Here is a 15,217-nt window from a genome sequence, read left to right as displayed (position 1 = left end):
GCCTCCCGTTTTTCTATTCCGGTCCGATCATGAACGCTCCCACCTCCACTCCTGCCGGTTTCCGTTGCGGCATGGTCGCGATCGTCGGCCGTCCGAACGTCGGCAAATCGACGCTGATGAACGCGCTGGTCGGCCAGAAGATCAGCATCACGTCGCGCAAGGCGCAGACCACGCGTCATCGCATCACCGGCATCAATACGATCGACGACGCGCAGTACATCTTCGTCGACACGCCCGGCTTCCAGACGCGCCACAGTACGGCGCTCAACCGCTCGCTGAACCGCGCGGTGACCTCCACGCTCAGCTCGGTCGACGCCGTGCTGTTCGTGATCGAGGCCGGCAAGTTCGGCCCCGACGACCAGAAGGTGCTCGACCTGATTCCCCCGGGTGCGCCCACGATCCTGATCGCCAACAAGATCGACCGCGTGAGCGACAAGGACACGCTGTATCCGTTCATCCAGCAGGTGCAGGGCCTGCGCGAGTTCCGCGAGATCGTGCCGCTCTCGGCCAAGGATCCCGCCGACATCAAGCGCCTGCTCGCGACGCTCAAGCCGTATCTGCCCGAAGGCGAGCCGATCTACGGCGAAGACGACCTCACCGATCGCAGCGAGCGCTTCCTCGCTGCCGAAATCCTGCGCGAGAAAGTGTTCCGCTGGACCGGCGACGAACTGCCGTACACGAGCACGGTGCTGATCGACAAGTTCGAGCAGGAAGGGCGGCTGCGCCGCGTCTTCGCGACGATTCTCGTCGAGCGCGACACGCAGAAGGCGATGGTGATCGGCCAGAAGGGCGCGAAGCTCAAGCAGATCAGCACCGAGGCGCGGCTCGACATGGAGAAGCTGTTCGACGGCCCCGTGTACCTCGAAACCTTCGTGAAGGTGAAGAGCGGCTGGGCCGACAACGAAGCCGGGCTGCGCGCCTACGGTTACGAGTAAGCACGACGGGCACCGCGTATGAGTGACGGCGCAGCCGGAACCCTGCACGACGACCGGCCCGCGCACGATGAAGCGCAGGCCGACGAGGCAATCGCCGCGGACCAGGCGTCCGGTTCCCGCGGCGCGCGGCGCTCGGCCGCGAAAGGCGCCACAGGCAAGACGGGCGCGAGAAGCACGAAGGCGGCCAAAGGCGCCGCCACGCGCGACACGATGACCGAGAGCGCCGAGGCCACGCTCGAAGGCCGCGCCGAATCGCGCAGCGGCCGCAAGACCACCGCGCGCTCCCAATTGCCGCGCGCCTCACGCAGCACGACCCCCGATTACCGCATCGCCGAGCAGCCGGCTTTCGTGCTGCACAGCTATCCGTACCGCGAGACGAGCCTCATCATCGATGTGCTCTCGCGCGATCATGGCCGCGTGGCGCTCGTCGCGAAGGGCGCGAAGCGTCCGCATTCGGCGTTGCGCGGCGTGCTGCAAACCTTCCAGCCGCTCGCGCTTGCGTGGACCGGCAAGGGCGAGGTGCGCACGCTCACCGGCGCCGAGTGGGTCGGCGGCATGTTGCCGCTGACCGGCGACGCGCTGCTGTGCGGCTTCTACGTGAACGAGCTGCTCGTGAAGTTCATCGCGCGCGAAGACCCGCACCCCGAACTTTTTCGCCACTACGTCGTGACGCTCACGCGCCTCGCGCACGACGAGCCGCCCGTGCAGGTGCTGCGCGCGTTCGAGCGTGTGCTGCTGCGCGAGGCGGGCTACGCGCTCGCGCTCAATCGCACCGTGAACCGCAAGGCCGTTGTGGCCGAGGGACGCTATGTGTTCGATCCGGAACGCGGCGTGCGCGAAGCATCGGACGAATGGCCTTCTCAATGGCCCCGGCTTTCGGGGCAGACGTTGCTCGACATGGAAGAGGACGATTACCATCGACCCCAGACGGTTGCGCAGAGCAAGGCGCTCATGCGCTTCCTGCTGAATACGTACCTTGGCGGCACGCCGCTCGCGACGCGCCAGATTCTGATCGACTTGCAGAACCTATGAGCTTCTTTCTCACTTCGCCCAACGTGATCGACCTCGGTGTCAACATCGACCACGTCGCCACGCTGCGCAACGCGCGCGGCACCGCTTATCCCGATCCGATCCGCGCGGCGCTTCTCGCCGAAGAGGCGGGCGCCGACGCCATCACGCTGCATCTGCGCGAGGATCGCCGCCATATCGTCGACGCCGACGTGCGCGCGCTGCGCCCGCAGCTGAAGACGCGCATGAACCTCGAATGCGCGGTGACGTCCGAGATGCTCGACATCGCGTGCGAGATCCAGCCGCACGACGTTTGCCTCGTGCCCGAAAAACGCGCGGAACTGACGACCGAAGGCGGCCTCGACGTCGCGGGCCACTTCGACGCCGTTGCCGCCGCCTGCCGTCAGCTTGCCGATGCGGGCTGCCGCGTCTCGCTTTTCATCGACCCGGACGAAACGCAGATCCGCGCCGCACACGAAACGGGCGCGCCCGTGATCGAGCTGCACACGGGCCGCTACGCCGAGGCGCGCGACGCCGGCGAGCAGGAACGCGAATACGAGCGCGTGGTCACCGGCGTGAACTGCGGCAACAGCCTCGGCCTGAAAGTGAACGCCGGCCACGGTCTGCACTACACGAACGTGCAGCAGATCGCGGCCATCGAAGGCATCGTCGAGCTGAACATCGGCCACGCGATCGTTGCGCACGCCATCTTCGCGGGTTGGGAGAACGCGGTGCGCGAAATGAAGGCGATCATGGTTGCGGCGCGTCTGGGCACGCGCGGCTGACTGCAAGCCCGCGCCTTCGCGAGCGCGCGCAATCGACAGACATCGACGGGAGTCTCATGGCGATTTACGGTATCGGCACCGACATCATCCAGGTGAGCCGCGTGGCGGCGGTCATGGAGCGCACCAACGGCCGCTTCGCGCCGCGCGTACTCGGCCCGGACGAACTCGCGGTCTACGAGGCGCGCAGGGCGCGCTCGGCGGCGCGGGGTCTCGCGTATCTGTGCACGCGGTTCTCCGCGAAAGAGGCGTTCTCGAAAGCGATCGGCCTCGGCATGCGCATGCCGATGACCTGGCGCGCCATGCAGACCCTCAACGAGCCGGGCGGCCGGCCGGTGATCGTCGCTTCGGGCGAACTCGCGCAGTGGCTCGACGAGCGCGGCATCACGGCGCGCGTGAGCATCACGGACGAACACGACTACGCGGTGTCGTTCGTGGTTGCGGAAATCAACGGCTGATATCTTTCGCCGTGCATTGCGCGGCATCTACGTAAAACGCATCGATGAAGAATATTCCCGGGCCAGTCATGCTCGACGTGGTCGGTACCACGCTGAACGACGACGACGTGCGACGCCTCGCGCACCCGATGACCGGCGGCGTGATCCTGTTCGCGCGCCACTATGAGAACCGCGCGCAGCTCGTCGCGCTGACCGACGCCATCCGTTCGGTGCGCGAAGACCTGCTGATCGCCGTCGACCACGAAGGCGGCCGCGTGCAGCGCTTTCGCACCGATGGCTTCACCGTGCTGCCCGCCATGGGGCGCCTCGGCGCGTTGTGGGACAAGGACGTGCTGCTTGCCACCAAGCTCGCCACGGCGGTGGGCTACATCCTCGCGAGCGAACTGCGCGCGTGCGGCATCGATCTGTCTTTCACGCCGGTGCTCGATCTAGGCTATGGGCAGTCGAAGGTGGTGGGGGACCGCGCTTTCCACCGCGATCCGCGCGTCGTCACGCTGCTCGCCAAGAGTCTCAATCACGGGCTCTCGCTCGCGGGCATGGCCAATTGCGGCAAGCATTTCCCGGGGCATGGCTTCGCGACGGCGGACTCGCACGTCGCGGTGCCCGTCGACGAGCGTCCGCTCGAAGCGATCCTCGGCGAAGATGCGCAGCCCTACGACTGGCTCGGTCTGTCGCTCGCGGCGGTGATGCCGGGGCATGTGATTTATCCGAAGGTCGATTCGAAGCCCGCGGGTTTCTCGCGCATCTGGGTCGAGGAAGTTCTGCGCAAGCGGCTGCGCTTCACGGGCGCGATCTTCAGCGACGACCTCTCGATGGAGGCCGCGCGTCAGGGCGGGACGCTCACCGAGGGCGCGCGCGCGGCGCTCGAAGCGGGCTGCGACATGGTGCTGATCTGCAACCAGCCGCACGAGGCCGAAAAGGTGCTCGACGCGTTGCGCAGCACGGAGCCGCGCCGCGCCGCCAAGGCTTCGGGCTTGCGCATCAGGCGCATGCGCGCGCGCGGCAAGGCGCAGCGCTGGGACAGGATGGTGGCGGATCCGGGGTACATCGAGGCGCAGGCACTGCTGCGCAGCGTGTTGCCTTGATGCCCTGATTGCCGCGCCGGCAAAATGAAAAAGGCGGTCCTTCGGAAACGAAGGGCCGCCTTTTTTACAACGTGCGTGCGTTTTGCCGATTCAGTTCAGCCGCATGCGCTGCAGCTTGTTGTAGAGCGTCTTGGGGCTGATGCCGAGCAACGATGCGGCGCGGTGCCGCGTGCCGCCCACGGCGTCCAGCGTCGCGCGGATCAGCATTTCCTCCACGTCGGCGAGCGGCGTGCCCACGGTGACCTGCACGCGGCCGCCGTTCATGTCGCGCGGGCCCGCGCCGCTGCTTTCCTCGGCCTGCAAGGTTTCCAGCACCTCGCCGGAAGCGTGCCACGCGCGCCTGACCCGTTCGTGCAACTCGCGCACGTTGCCGGGCCAGTCATAGGCCAGGCACTCGCGGATGAACGAGGGCGCGACGAGCCGCGTCGCGCCGGCCAGACCGTGTGCCTGGGCTTCCTGATTGAGTTCGTCGATGCACGCGAGCGCGAGCAGGGCGGCGTCGTCGTCGCGCTCTCGCAGCGGCGGCAGCTGGATCGCCGCGGCATCGAGGCGCAGCCACAGATCGTCGTGCAGCGCGCCCTGCTGAACGGCTTCGCGCGGTATCGCGCGGGTGGCCGCGATCAGGCGGAAATCGGTGCCTACCTCGCTGTTGCCGCCTACGCGCATGAAGGTCTGCGAATCGAGCGCGCGCAGCAGCGTTTGCTGCTGCTCGCGCGGCAGGTCGGTCAGCTCGTCGATGAAGAGCGTGCCGCCGCTCGCCTGATCGACGAGACCCGGCTCGCGTTGTTCCGCGCCGGTGAACGCGCCGCGCTCGTGACCGAACAGTACGCTCGCAAGCGGGCGGCCCGCGGCAGCTTCGGCCACGAGCGAGCGCGCGTCGCACACGATGAAAGGCCCCTTGCGGCGGCGGCTCAGCTGGTGCAACGTGCGCGCAGCGACTTCCTTGCCCGTGCCGGCTTCGCCGTGCACGAGGAGCGCCGCCTCGGTGGGCGCGAGTTGTTCGAGCGTGTCGTAGACATGCTGGATCGCGCTGCTGCGCCCGAGCATCGGCCCGAAGTGGCCCATCTTGCGCAGTGTGGCGCGCAGCGCGCGGACTTCCTCGGTCAGCTCGTAAGGGCGCGGAATGCGCGCGAGCAGGCTGCGCAGGCGCGGAATGTTGACGGGCTTGAGCAGATAGTCCCAGATGCCGTGGCGCAGGCCTTCGATCGCGCTTTCGACCGTGGCGTTGCCGGTCATCACGATCACGGGCAGCGCGCCGCCTGGCGGCTGCGCGGGCAAATGCGGCAGCAACTCGAGGCCGCCGCCATCAGGCAGGTTCAGGTCGACGAGCACGACGTCGGGGATGAAGCGCGCAAGGGCGGCGCGCGCTTCGGCAAGGGTGGCAGCGGTGTCGACGGAGAATCCGTCGGCCGACAGGATCGCAGAGAGACCTGACAGGCTATTGGGATCGTCTTCGACAATCAGGGCGTGTGGCATGGCGGTAGCGGCTTACGGATGAGCGCAGTCGCGCCGGCGCTGCGCGCGCGGGGCCGCGCATGCGCCCCGGCAGGCAGCCGCGCGGCGCGCGGGAGCGCGGCACGATGCGAAAGATTTCACCGAGATCACGGAGATGTCTCGTAGCAGGGTGTTCAGTTCCGGTCCTCCCAGTAGTGCTGCGCCAGAGCGGGGGCCGGCCGCTTTGCCCGGCAGCGTGGCGGCCGGGCAGCGGCACAAGACCGAAGCGCGAAGCGCTTGCGGCTTGTGTGCAACCCCCTGTTTGCCTGCAAGCGGGCGACGACCGTAGCGCCCATGCCATGGCCGGTGCGTCAGTCGCGTGGTCGGTGCGCGTTGAACCAACGGCGCACTTCCAGTTCCGCCTCGTCACGCGTCTTGCCGTAACGTTCCTGGATCAGCCCGGCGAGCCGATCCGCTCGGCCTTCGGCCTTTGCGAGTTCGTCGTCCGTCAACTCGCCCCACGCCGCTTTGGCCTTGCCGATCATCTGCTTCCACTTGCCTTCGGCAATGTCGTTGTTCATTGTGGTTCTCCTGATAAGGGGAAAGAGCGTGGAACGCGTGCTCTCTCACCCCACAGCAGAAACCGTGCCGCGGGAGTCACTTTGACCGGTGCGCGCCGCTTGCCCGCCGAAGGCGGCAAGCACGCAATCCGTTGTGCATAACCGGTAAGGTTTTCCGCAGCACTCTCAAACATACACGTTCGGCAAAAAAAGAAAAAGCGCCCCGAGAGGGCGCTTTCATGGCGGTGTCAGCCTTTGCCGCCGGGGCAGCGGGCGGCGCCCAAGGCGGCCTGAGTCCGCCTTCAGGCTGCCTTAAGCGACTTTAGGCGCGGCTGCGGTACTCGTTCGTCCGCGTGTCGATTTCGATCTTGTCGCCGATGTTGCAGAAGAGCGGCACTTGCAGCTCGAAGCCGGTGTGCAGCTTGGCGGTCTTCAGAACCTTGCCCGACGACGTGTCGCCCTTGACGGCCGGTTCCGTGTAGATGATCTCGCGCACGAGTACGGTCGGCAGTTCGACCGAGATGGCCTTCTCGTTGTAGAACACGACTTCGCAGGCCATGCCGTCTTCGAGGTAGTTGAGGGCGTCGCCCATCATCTCGCCTTCGACTTCGTACTGGTTGTAGTCGGCGTCCATGAACACGTACATCGGGTCGGCGAAGTACGAGTACGTCACTTCCTTGCGATCCAGCACGACGACGTCGAACTTGTCGTCCGCCTTGTACACGGTTTCCATGCCCGCGCCGGTCAGCAGGTTCTTGAACTTCATCTTCACGACGGCGGCGTTGCGGCCCGACTTGTTGTATTCGGCCTTCTGCACGACCATCGCGTCGTTACCGATCATCACGACGTTGCCGACGCGGAGTTCCTGTGCGGTCTTCATAGTAAAAAACTGTCCTGTCCAGATTAAGTAGCTTCGAGTGTGCTCGACGGCAAACGTCGCAAGCGGATTCGGTTGCTGCTGCTGTGCTGCTGCTGGTGCCGCTGCTGCAGTTGCTGCGACCCCCTTTCATGCGTGCACGATGAGGGGCGCGAAACTCGAAGCGCTTGAGACGGCTGCCGTCGGATAACCGCTTATTTTAACTGACTTTTTGCGAATTCGGCGAGATTTCCGGCGAGATCGCCAACCTGCCCGAGTTCGGCGGCCCAGGCGTTGGCGCGCGCCGCATAGGCGGGCAGATGCTGCGCAAAATCGGCCCAGTCCGGCGTGCCGCGGCCATTCCACGCATGCCAGAAGCGTTCGAGTGCGGCGCGCGGGGCCGCTGGCAGGGTGCGGCCGTAGTGCGCGAGCGCGGCGTCGAGCTTCGGCAGATGGGCGTCGTCGGCTTGCGGGTAGATGTGCCATACGAACGGTCGCGCAGCCCATTGCGCGCGCACGAACGAATCCTCGCCGCGCACGAAATTGAGGTCGCTCGCCCAAAGCAGAGGGTCGTAAGCGCGCTGCTCGGTGAACGCAAGCGCGTGCGCGCGTAGCGCGCCGCGTGTGGCCTGCGAGCCTGCGCCAAACGCCGGCTCCCCGAAAAAGCGCGCGAGCGCGCCAGAGATGCGGCCCTCCGGCACGAGCAGGACCACGGGCTTTGCGCCGTCGCGCCATTGCTCGAGCAGCGGGTCGACGGCGGGGTTCTCGTAGGCGAAAAGCGAGATCACGATGGCGTCCGGCCCGGGTGGCGGACCGCCCGTGGCGCGCTGCCACCATGCGGTGCGGGCGTCGTGCGAGCGCTCGAAGTCCGCGCGCCCGGCATCGAGCGCGCGCTCCTTGAGCACGCCGCCCGTGCCGGGGCCGAGGCCAGGAAAGAAGAAATGCTTGGCGAGCGCGTAGCGCGGGTGCGGCGAAGGCCGCAGATGAAAGTCGGCCACCCAGTCTTCGGCGCTCAGATATTCGAGATCGAGCCAGACGGGCTTGCGCGCGCGCTCGGCCATCGCCGCGACATAGACGCCTGGCAGCTCGCACGCGAACGCCTCGATCACGACGTCGGCGATCTGCAGCGTGTCGCCCGCATGCCCGGGCTCGTGCCAGTGCTCGACGAGCACGCCTTCGACTGTTTGCGTGGCGCGGTCCGGGTCGAGCGCGGGGCAGAGCTTCTGGAACGCGTGCAGGTCGTCGACGAACAGGCGCACCTGCCAGCCGTGCTCGTGCGCGAGCTGGCGCGCGAGCCGCCAGCACACGCCGATGTCGCCGAAATTGTCGATGACGGCGCAAAAGAGGTCGCAGGCGATGGTGCTCTCGCTGGCGGCGGTGGGTGGGGAGGCTTCTGTCATGGGTAGCGGGCGACGCGGAGAATCCAGACCGCCGTGCTGCAAGCGCATGCACAACGCCCGGCCGGCAAGTTCGGCGCAGGTTCCGTGCGGCATGGAATGATCTAAACTTGCGATTTTAGGACACAGCCATGAACGCGTCGCGACGGCGGCGCGCCATGCAACGTCTCACTTCTCTCGACGCACCGCCCGTCCCCGAAACTGGATGACCGACACCGACGTTTTCGACCCGAAAAAGGCGCTCGCGCAGCTGCCGCATCTGCCGGGCGTGTATCGCTACTACGACGCGCAGGGCGCGGTCCTCTACGTCGGCAAGGCGCGCGACCTGAAAAAGCGCGTGTCGAGCTACTTCACCAAGACGCAGCTTTCCCCGCGCATCGCGATGATGGTCACGCGTATCGCGCGCATCGAAACCACGGTCACGCGTTCCGAGGCCGAGGCGCTGCTGCTCGAGAACAATCTCATCAAGGCGCTCACGCCGCGCTACAACATCCTTTTTCGCGACGACAAGTCATACCCGTTTCTCAAGATCACGGGGCACAGGTTCCCGCGCATGGCGTACTACCGCGGCGCGGTGGATCGCCACAACCAGTACTTCGGGCCGTTTCCGAGCGCCTCGGCGGTGCGCGAGAGCATCCAGATCCTGCAGCGCGTGTTCCAGTTGCGCACCTGCGAGGACTCGGTGTTCAACAACCGCACGCGGCCTTGCCTGTTGCATCAGATCGGGCGCTGCACGGCGCCGTGCGTGGGTGCGATCGGCGAAGAGGATTACGCGCGCGACGTGCACAACGCGTCGCGCTTTTTGCTGGGCCGTCAGAACGAGGTGATGAAGGAACTGGAGACGAAGATGCACGCGTTTGCCTCCGAGTTGAAGTTCGAGCAGGCGGCGTCCGTGCGCAACCAGATGAGTTCGCTTTCGACCGTGCTGCACCAGCAGGCCATCGAAACGGGCAGCGAGAGCGACGTCGATATTCTTGCCGTGGTGGCGCTGGGCGGGCGCGTTTGCGTGAATCTCGCGATGGTGCGCGGCGGCCGGCATCTGGGCGACAAGGCTTATTTCCCCGCGCATGTGGAGCGCGCGCTGACCGACGAGGAGGGCGGCGTCGCCCAGGAAATCGACAGCGAGACCGTGGTCGCAGCGAGCGCGCTGAAGTCGCTGCCAGCGCTCGCGCGCAAGACGCTGGAGGATTACGTCGAGCAGGCGCATGCGGACGACGCACAAGACGATGCGGCGCTCGAAGCGGACCCGCTCGATCCGCTGACGATGGCGGCCGATCTTGCGGGCGATGACGACGCGGCAAGCGATGCTGAATCGGCCACACCCGCCGGCACGCCCGCTCCCGAGTCGCAGGCGGATGCGCGCAAAAAGCGCGAGATCGGCATCGAATCCGAAGTGCTCGACGCCTTCATCGCGCAGCACTACTTCGGCAACCGCGTGCCGCCCGTGCTGGTGGTGAGCCATCCGCCCGCGAACCACGAACTCGTGGAGGTGCTGAGCGAGCAGGCCGGGCACAAGGTCACGCTGCTGCGTCAGCCGCAAGGTCAGAAGCGCGCATGGCTCGCGATGGCCGAACAGAACGCGCGGCTCGCGCTCGCGCGTCTGCTCTCCGAACAGGGCTCGCAGCAGGCCCGCACGCGCACGCTCGCGCAACTGCTCGGGCTCGAACTGGACGATCTCGCGCATCTGCGCATCGAGTGCTTCGACATCAGCCACACGATGGGCGAGGCGACGCAGGCCTCATGCGTGGTCTATCACCATCACAAGATGCAGTCGGCCGAGTACCGGCGTTACAACATCGCCGGCATCACGCCCGGCGACGACTACGCCGCCATGCGCCAGGTGCTCACGCGGCGCTACGAGAAGATGGTCGCGCAAGCGGCGCGCGCCGAAGCCGGCGACGCGCCCGCGCCGCCCGTGCCGGCGCCCGATCCGGCCGACCCGGATGCAGTGGCGCAAGCCATCGAGGCCAGCGAGGCAGTCGAAGTTTCGCCGCCCGGCGGCACGCTGCCCAACATCGTGCTGATCGACGGCGGCAAGGGGCAGGTCGAGATCGCGCGCCAGGTGTTCACCGAACTGGGTCTCGATCCGGCGATGCTGGTGGGCGTGGCGAAGGGCGAGGGCCGCAAGGTCGGCCTCGAGACCCTCGTGTTCGCCGATGGCCGTGCGCCGCTCGAGCTCGGCAAGGAGAGCGCCGCGCTCATGCTCGTCGCGCAGATCCGCGACGAGGCGCACCGATTCGCCATCACGGGTATGCGCGCGAAGCGCGGCAAAACGCGCCAGACTTCGCGTCTCGAAGAACTGGAGGGCGTGGGGGCGAAGCGTCGCCAGCGCCTGCTCGCGCGCTTTGGCGGCCTGCGCGGCGTGATGGCGGCAAGCGTGGAGGATCTGGCGAGTGTGGAGGGCATCTCGCGCTCGCTCGCCGAGCAGATCTACCAGCAGCTTCACTGATGCGGCGGCGTCGTGGGCCGGGTCCGGCCTGGCCATTCCTTACGGTTGCTTGTGGCACGTGCGGCGACGCGGCACAATTGCATCTCCCATCATTGCCTCTCCCCGACAGATAGCGCCAGCCGATGCCGTTCAATATTCCGATTCTCCTGACCTGGCTGCGGATCCTGGCGATTCCGCTCGTGGTCGGTGTGTTCTATCTGCCGCAGACGATGCTTTCCCCGATGCAGCAGAACGTGCTGGCGATGCTGCTCTTCGTGCTGGCGGCGCTCACCGACTGGTTCGACGGCTTTCTCGCGCGCAAGTGGAATCAGACTTCCTCGTTCGGCGCATTTCTCGATCCCGTCGCGGACAAGCTCATGGTCACGGCGGCGCTGCTCGTGCTCGTGCATCTGCAGCGGCTCGACGCGGTGATCGCGCTTGTGATCGTCGGACGCGAAATCGCGATCTCGGCGCTGCGCGAGTGGATGGCGCAGATCGGCGCGTCGAAGAGCGTGGCCGTGAATTCGCTCGGCAAGTTCAAGACCGCGTGCCAGATGGTCGCGATTCCCATGCTGTTGTTCTACGCGCCGCTTACGCTCGGCGGCGTGACGCTATTCGACTCGCGCGTGTGGGGTGCGTGGCTCATCTACGTGGCCGCGTTCCTCACGATCTGGTCGATGCTCTACTACATGAAGCTCGCGTGGCCCCAGATCCGCGAACGGGGGAGCTTGTGAATCCCCATTTTCCAAAAAGATCACACGAAGGGGTTGACACGATTCTGCGGGTTATACATAATCTCACTTCTGCGCTGCACGACACGGTAGCAAGTGAGCAGATGCGGTAGAGATCGCGGAAGATAAGCCGAAGTTAGCTGAAAAATCGGCAAAGTCTGAAGCAGGTATGCGGGAGTAGCTCAGTTGGTAGAGCGCAACCTTGCCAAGGTTGAGGTCGCGAGTTCGAGACTCGTCTCCCGCTCCAGAATTTTAGGTGCGGCGTTTTTGCAGTAACGAAAGACGAAGTGCCGAAGCAGTAAAAGTCGCAGTAAAGCAGGACATTTGCGGGAGTAGCTCAGTTGGTAGAGCGCAACCTTGCCAAGGTTGAGGTCGCGAGTTCGAGACTCGTCTCCCGCTCCAAATGCCAAGGGGAAGCAGCGCTTCCCTTTTTGTTTGGCAGGCTTTGGTCGGCGCATCAAGCCATCAAACAAATCTGTCCGGTCGTTGCGGGCGCAAGCAGTTTGCCTCATGTTTGTCGCACTCCGGTCAGTCCGCTTCTGGCGCGATAGCAAAGCGGTTATGCAGCGGCCTGCAAAGCCGTGTAGGCCGGTTCGACTCCGGCTCGCGCCTCCAGATGCAAAACAAAAGCCACCTACGGGTGGCTTTTGTTTTTTGTGCCCGCTTTGCTGCGTTTTTCTCGATACATCGACGCGCTGGGCTTCTTTTTCGAAGAGATCGCGGCCGGCGCAAGTGAGCGCTGTGCACACAGTGGCAGGTTTGTGGCGCGCGCGGCGCGCGGCATAATCGTCGTCATTGACGATGCTTTGAGGGAAATCACCGACCATGACCGTGCAGTCCACCGCCTTGCCGCTGCCCCAATTCGACTGGCAATGGAAAGCCTTTGATGCGCTCGACGCGCGCGAGGTCTACGCCATGCTCAAGCTGCGCTCCGACGCGTTCGTCGTCGAGCAGAACTGCGTGTATGGCGATATCGACGGTCTCGACTTCGGCGCGTGGCATCTGTTCGCATGGAGCGAGCAGGGCGGCGTGCGAGAGCTTGCGGGCTATTTGCGCGTGCTGCTGCCCGACGCGCAGGACGCCGACGTGCGCATCGGCCGCGTGGTGACGTCGCGAAACCACCGCGGCATCAAGCTCGGCAACGCGCTGCTCGAACGCGCCATCGCGCAGATCGCGCGCCAATGGCCGCACGTCGCGATGCGTCTGCATGCCCAGGCGCATCTGCAGAGGTTCTACGGCGCGTTCGGCTTTTCACCCGTTGGCGAGATTCACGACGAGGACGGCATTGCGCACGTGTGGATGCGCTCGGCCTGACTTAACGTTCATCGCACCTTGCGCGGGACCTCGATTCCTTTACGTGCGCAGGGTGCGCCCTTCCTCCTGACGCTCGCCGTCGGCCGCACGCATGCCGCTGCGCCGCTCCCGCTGCAAGCGTCCACGCGCGGATAGCCGCATCCAGTGGCGCAGCGCGACCAGTGCGCCGACCACGCTCATCATCGACCCCGGAATCCACAGCAGCAGCCCGCCGATCTGCTGGTCGCGCATGGGCGATAGCCAGGTGAACGCGCGGCCGCAGATCGAATAAACCGGGTAAAGCTCGCGCGGCGTGAAGAAGATGAACGCGCCGAGCACGATCTGTGGCGGAATCGCCGCGATCACGACGAGCACGCGCTTGCCCGGCGAGAGGCGCGCGGGCGGCGCGGGGCGCGAGTCGAGCACGAGCCACCAGAACAGCAGCCCGTCGATCACCATGCTCCAGTTCATGACGCGGTAGAGACGCCAGTCGAGCATCGCGATGAAGTGGATGGGCGAAAAGAGCCAGAAATAGATGAGCCCGACGAAGAGCCCGACCGCGACGACGGGATGCATGACGATGTCGAGCGCCACGCGCACGGGCCGCGCGGCGAGCGCGGGGCGCACGAAGCGCTGCCGCCACCCGAACGGAATGCCCGCGCGCAGCGCCGCGCCCGGGTAGGCGAGCGCAACGAAGAACGGCCCCAGATGGTGCAGCACCAGGTGCTGCGCGCGATGCATGAAGAACTCGTGCTCGAAATAGTAGTCGAGACGCGTATGCAGCACGACGTAGAGCGCGCCAAGCCCGAACCAGAACGAGATCTGGCGTGCAAGCGACACCTGCGCGTGCCGCTTGCCGCGCACGAACAGCACCGCCGCAAGCAGGGTGCAGATCATCACGGTCGGCGAGGGCTCCCAGGGCTGGAGCCAGTAGAGCAGGGTCATCGCGAGCATGGCGGCGGCCTCATCGCGGATTCAACATGCTTGCGCGCGCAGCTAATGGCCGATGCGGTGGCAAATGCGGCAAAGGTGCGCGCGCTGGCATGGCGGCGGCCTTACTGCCCGGAGGGCGGCTTGACTGCGAACGGCGTGTCGAGCGTTTCGCCGTCCGAGAACTGCAGCTTCACGTTCACCGTGTCGCCCGGCGCGACCTTGTGTTTCGCCTTCTCCAGCATCAGGTGGTAGCCGCCCGGCGCGATGGCGAGCGTGCCGTGCGCAGGCACCGTCGCCTTGTGCACCATGACCATCTTCTGCGTCGAGCCGTTCGAAACCGTCTGATGCAGCATGACCATGCCATAAGCGTCGCTCGATACACCCACGAGATCGACCGGCTGGTCGCCGTCGTTCTTGAGCGTTACGTAGCCTGCGGCCGGGAGGTCGTTGGGCAGCCAGCGCACCCATGCGCCTTGCGCGCTCAGCGTGCCGGCCGCGGCGTGTGCGGCGCTCGCGAAGGCGGCGAGCGCGCCGAAGGTGCTCAGCGCGCAGCCGAGCGAGACGGTGAGTGATTTGAGGTTCTTCGTCATGACGTTTCCTGTTGCGATTGCTGTTGCATCAAAACCCGATGATTGAGCCGGCGAGACCGCACGCGCTCACGCCGTGTCGTTGATGACGCGGCGCAGGTCATGCGCGATTGCGTCCGGTGTGTCGTGGTCGGTGGCGAGCAGGCGCGCGTGGCCTTGCGCGTCGAACACATAGACGGCCGAACTGTGCGTGACTTCGTAGCTGCCGTCGGGGCCGCGCTTTTCCATCTGGTAGGCCACGCGGTAGCGCCGCGCGAGCGACTCGATCTGGGCGTCCGTGCCGGTCAGGCCGCGCGCATGCCGGGCGTCGAACGCGCCGACATAGGCGTGCAGTGCCTGCGGCGTGTCGCGCGCCGGATCGACGCTGATGAAGAGTATCCGCACTTTGTCCGCCTCGGGGCCGAGCTTCGCTATAACCTGCATCAGGCGCGCCATGGTTTCCGGACAGACATCCGGGCAGTGCGTGTAGCCGAAGTAGACGAGCGTCGTGTCTCCGCGAAAACTGGCGCCCGTCACGCTTTGGCCGTTGTCGGCCGTGAGCGCGAAGTCGAGGTCGGGCAGATGGCCGCTCACGTTCGTGAGCTGCCACGGTTCGCCCGGATGCGAGCACGCCGCAAGCAGCACCGTGCCCGCCACCGCCGCCGCATGCCGCAGGCTGCGCATGCCGCCGCGAAGGCGACCGCTCAGGCGGGTGCGGAACGTGCGCAGCGCGGGATCGAAGGTGGGGAAC

The 15,217-nt window shown here is 66.1% G+C and carries 15 protein-coding genes and 3 tRNA genes; 11 read left to right on the top strand and 7 right to left on the bottom strand.

What is annotated here, in order from left to right:
• Positions 1-29: 29 nt before the first annotated feature.
• The 5 genes from era to nagZ are packed head-to-tail and all read left to right on the top strand — an operon-like array spanning position 30 to position 4,268.
• Entirely contained in the window at positions 30-935 is a 906-nt protein-coding gene (gene era / locus C7411_RS19490; RefSeq protein WP_110387375.1) for a GTPase Era, read from the top strand.
• Between the two features lie 18 nt (positions 936-953).
• Positions 954-1,967, top strand: coding sequence for a DNA repair protein RecO (recO, locus tag C7411_RS19485; protein WP_243413241.1), 1,014 nt, complete (start codon positions 954-956; stop codon positions 1,965-1,967).
• Entirely contained in the window at positions 1,964-2,728 is a 765-nt protein-coding gene (gene pdxJ / locus C7411_RS19480) for a pyridoxine 5'-phosphate synthase (RefSeq protein WP_110387374.1), read from the top strand. The genes recO and pdxJ overlap by 4 nt, the downstream gene beginning before the upstream one ends.
• A gap of 56 nt (positions 2,729-2,784) precedes the next feature.
• The gene (acpS, locus tag C7411_RS19475) at positions 2,785-3,183 is read left to right on the top strand and encodes a holo-ACP synthase (protein WP_110387373.1); all 399 of its coding nucleotides are present in this window, start codon (positions 2,785-2,787) and stop codon (positions 3,181-3,183) included.
• A gap of 44 nt (positions 3,184-3,227) precedes the next feature.
• Complete coding sequence (gene nagZ, locus C7411_RS19470) at positions 3,228-4,268, top strand: beta-N-acetylhexosaminidase (RefSeq protein WP_110387372.1); 1,041 nt, start codon at positions 3,228-3,230, stop codon at positions 4,266-4,268.
• Positions 4,269-4,358: 90 nt separating this feature from the next.
• Here nagZ and C7411_RS19465 read toward each other — a convergent pair whose 3' ends face one another.
• The 4 genes from C7411_RS19465 to earP all read right to left on the bottom strand — a co-directional run bounded on the left by C7411_RS19465 (position 4,359) and on the right by earP (position 8,518).
• Complete coding sequence (locus C7411_RS19465) at positions 4,359-5,744, bottom strand: sigma-54-dependent transcriptional regulator (RefSeq protein ID WP_110387371.1); 1,386 nt, start codon at positions 5,742-5,744, stop codon at positions 4,359-4,361.
• 329 nt (positions 5,745-6,073) lie between these two features.
• The gene (locus C7411_RS19460) at positions 6,074-6,283 is read right to left on the bottom strand and encodes a CsbD family protein (RefSeq protein WP_042261231.1); all 210 of its coding nucleotides are present in this window, start codon (positions 6,281-6,283) and stop codon (positions 6,074-6,076) included.
• A gap of 301 nt (positions 6,284-6,584) precedes the next feature.
• A complete protein-coding gene (gene efp / locus C7411_RS19455; protein WP_042261233.1) occupies positions 6,585-7,142 on the bottom strand; it encodes an elongation factor P in 558 nt (185 codons plus the stop codon).
• 191 nt (positions 7,143-7,333) lie between these two features.
• Entirely contained in the window at positions 7,334-8,518 is a 1,185-nt protein-coding gene (gene earP / locus C7411_RS19450) for an elongation factor P maturation arginine rhamnosyltransferase EarP (RefSeq protein ID WP_110387370.1), read from the bottom strand.
• Between the two features lie 202 nt (positions 8,519-8,720).
• On the opposite strand from earP, the gene uvrC reads away from it, so the two are divergent.
• From uvrC to C7411_RS19420, 6 genes are all read left to right on the top strand, one after another.
• Positions 8,721-10,964, top strand: a complete 2,244-nt coding sequence (gene uvrC / locus C7411_RS19445; protein WP_110387369.1) for an excinuclease ABC subunit UvrC — start codon at positions 8,721-8,723, stop codon at positions 10,962-10,964.
• A gap of 122 nt (positions 10,965-11,086) precedes the next feature.
• Positions 11,087-11,677, top strand: coding sequence for a CDP-diacylglycerol--glycerol-3-phosphate 3-phosphatidyltransferase (gene pgsA / locus C7411_RS19440; protein ID WP_042261239.1), 591 nt, complete (start codon positions 11,087-11,089; stop codon positions 11,675-11,677).
• A 168-nt stretch (positions 11,678-11,845) separates the two neighbouring features.
• A tRNA-Gly gene (locus C7411_RS19435) sits at positions 11,846-11,921 on the top strand.
• A gap of 79 nt (positions 11,922-12,000) precedes the next feature.
• A tRNA-Gly gene (locus tag C7411_RS19430) sits at positions 12,001-12,076 on the top strand.
• A gap of 139 nt (positions 12,077-12,215) precedes the next feature.
• Positions 12,216-12,289, top strand: a tRNA-Cys gene (locus tag C7411_RS19425).
• A 210-nt stretch (positions 12,290-12,499) separates the two neighbouring features.
• Positions 12,500-12,988, top strand: coding sequence for a GNAT family N-acetyltransferase (locus C7411_RS19420; RefSeq protein WP_110387368.1), 489 nt, complete (start codon positions 12,500-12,502; stop codon positions 12,986-12,988).
• 39 nt (positions 12,989-13,027) lie between these two features.
• Here the strand turns inward: C7411_RS19420 and C7411_RS19415 are convergent, their stop codons facing one another.
• The 3 genes from C7411_RS19415 to C7411_RS19405 all read right to left on the bottom strand — a co-directional run bounded on the left by C7411_RS19415 (position 13,028) and on the right by C7411_RS19405 (position 15,150).
• Complete coding sequence (locus tag C7411_RS19415; protein ID WP_110387451.1) at positions 13,028-13,912, bottom strand: cytochrome c oxidase assembly protein; 885 nt, start codon at positions 13,910-13,912, stop codon at positions 13,028-13,030.
• A 110-nt stretch (positions 13,913-14,022) separates the two neighbouring features.
• On the bottom strand, positions 14,023-14,490 hold the full coding sequence (locus C7411_RS19410) for a copper chaperone PCu(A)C (RefSeq protein WP_110387367.1): 468 nt from the start codon (positions 14,488-14,490) through the stop codon (positions 14,023-14,025).
• 66 nt (positions 14,491-14,556) lie between these two features.
• Positions 14,557-15,150 carry an SCO family protein gene (locus tag C7411_RS19405; protein WP_110387450.1) on the bottom strand — a complete coding sequence of 198 codons (594 nt, stop codon included), beginning with the start codon at positions 15,148-15,150 and terminating at the stop codon, positions 14,557-14,559.
• Positions 15,151-15,217: the final 67 nt, after the last annotated feature.

It is taken from the genome of Paraburkholderia silvatlantica (assembly GCF_003096715.1).
GTDB lineage: Bacteria > Pseudomonadota > Gammaproteobacteria > Burkholderiales > Burkholderiaceae > Paraburkholderia > Paraburkholderia silvatlantica.
The sequence above is the reverse complement of the archived record's forward strand: the minus strand, read 5'-3'. Positions and strand labels throughout refer to the sequence as shown.

Coding starts and splice junctions, on each gene's coding strand:
- era (WP_110387375.1), top strand. CDS start 30: ATGAACGCTCCCACCTCCACTCCTGCCGGTTTCCGTTGCGGCATGGTC.
- recO (WP_243413241.1), top strand. CDS start 954: ATGAGTGACGGCGCAGCCGGAACCCTGCACGACGACCGGCCCGCGCAC.
- pdxJ (WP_110387374.1), top strand. CDS start 1,964: ATGAGCTTCTTTCTCACTTCGCCCAACGTGATCGACCTCGGTGTCAAC.
- acpS (WP_110387373.1), top strand. CDS start 2,785: ATGGCGATTTACGGTATCGGCACCGACATCATCCAGGTGAGCCGCGTG.
- nagZ (WP_110387372.1), top strand. CDS start 3,228: ATGAAGAATATTCCCGGGCCAGTCATGCTCGACGTGGTCGGTACCACG.
- C7411_RS19465 (WP_110387371.1), bottom strand. CDS start 5,744: ATGCCACACGCCCTGATTGTCGAAGACGATCCCAATAGCCTGTCAGGT.
- C7411_RS19460 (WP_042261231.1), bottom strand. CDS start 6,283: ATGAACAACGACATTGCCGAAGGCAAGTGGAAGCAGATGATCGGCAAG.
- efp (WP_042261233.1), bottom strand. CDS start 7,142: ATGAAGACCGCACAGGAACTCCGCGTCGGCAACGTCGTGATGATCGGT.
- earP (WP_110387370.1), bottom strand. CDS start 8,518: ATGACAGAAGCCTCCCCACCCACCGCCGCCAGCGAGAGCACCATCGCC.
- uvrC (WP_110387369.1), top strand. CDS start 8,721: ATGACCGACACCGACGTTTTCGACCCGAAAAAGGCGCTCGCGCAGCTG.
- pgsA (WP_042261239.1), top strand. CDS start 11,087: ATGCCGTTCAATATTCCGATTCTCCTGACCTGGCTGCGGATCCTGGCG.
- C7411_RS19420 (WP_110387368.1), top strand. CDS start 12,500: ATGACCGTGCAGTCCACCGCCTTGCCGCTGCCCCAATTCGACTGGCAA.
- C7411_RS19415 (WP_110387451.1), bottom strand. CDS start 13,912: ATGACCCTGCTCTACTGGCTCCAGCCCTGGGAGCCCTCGCCGACCGTG.
- C7411_RS19410 (WP_110387367.1), bottom strand. CDS start 14,490: ATGACGAAGAACCTCAAATCACTCACCGTCTCGCTCGGCTGCGCGCTG.
- C7411_RS19405 (WP_110387450.1), bottom strand. CDS start 15,150: ATGCGCAGCCTGCGGCATGCGGCGGCGGTGGCGGGCACGGTGCTGCTT.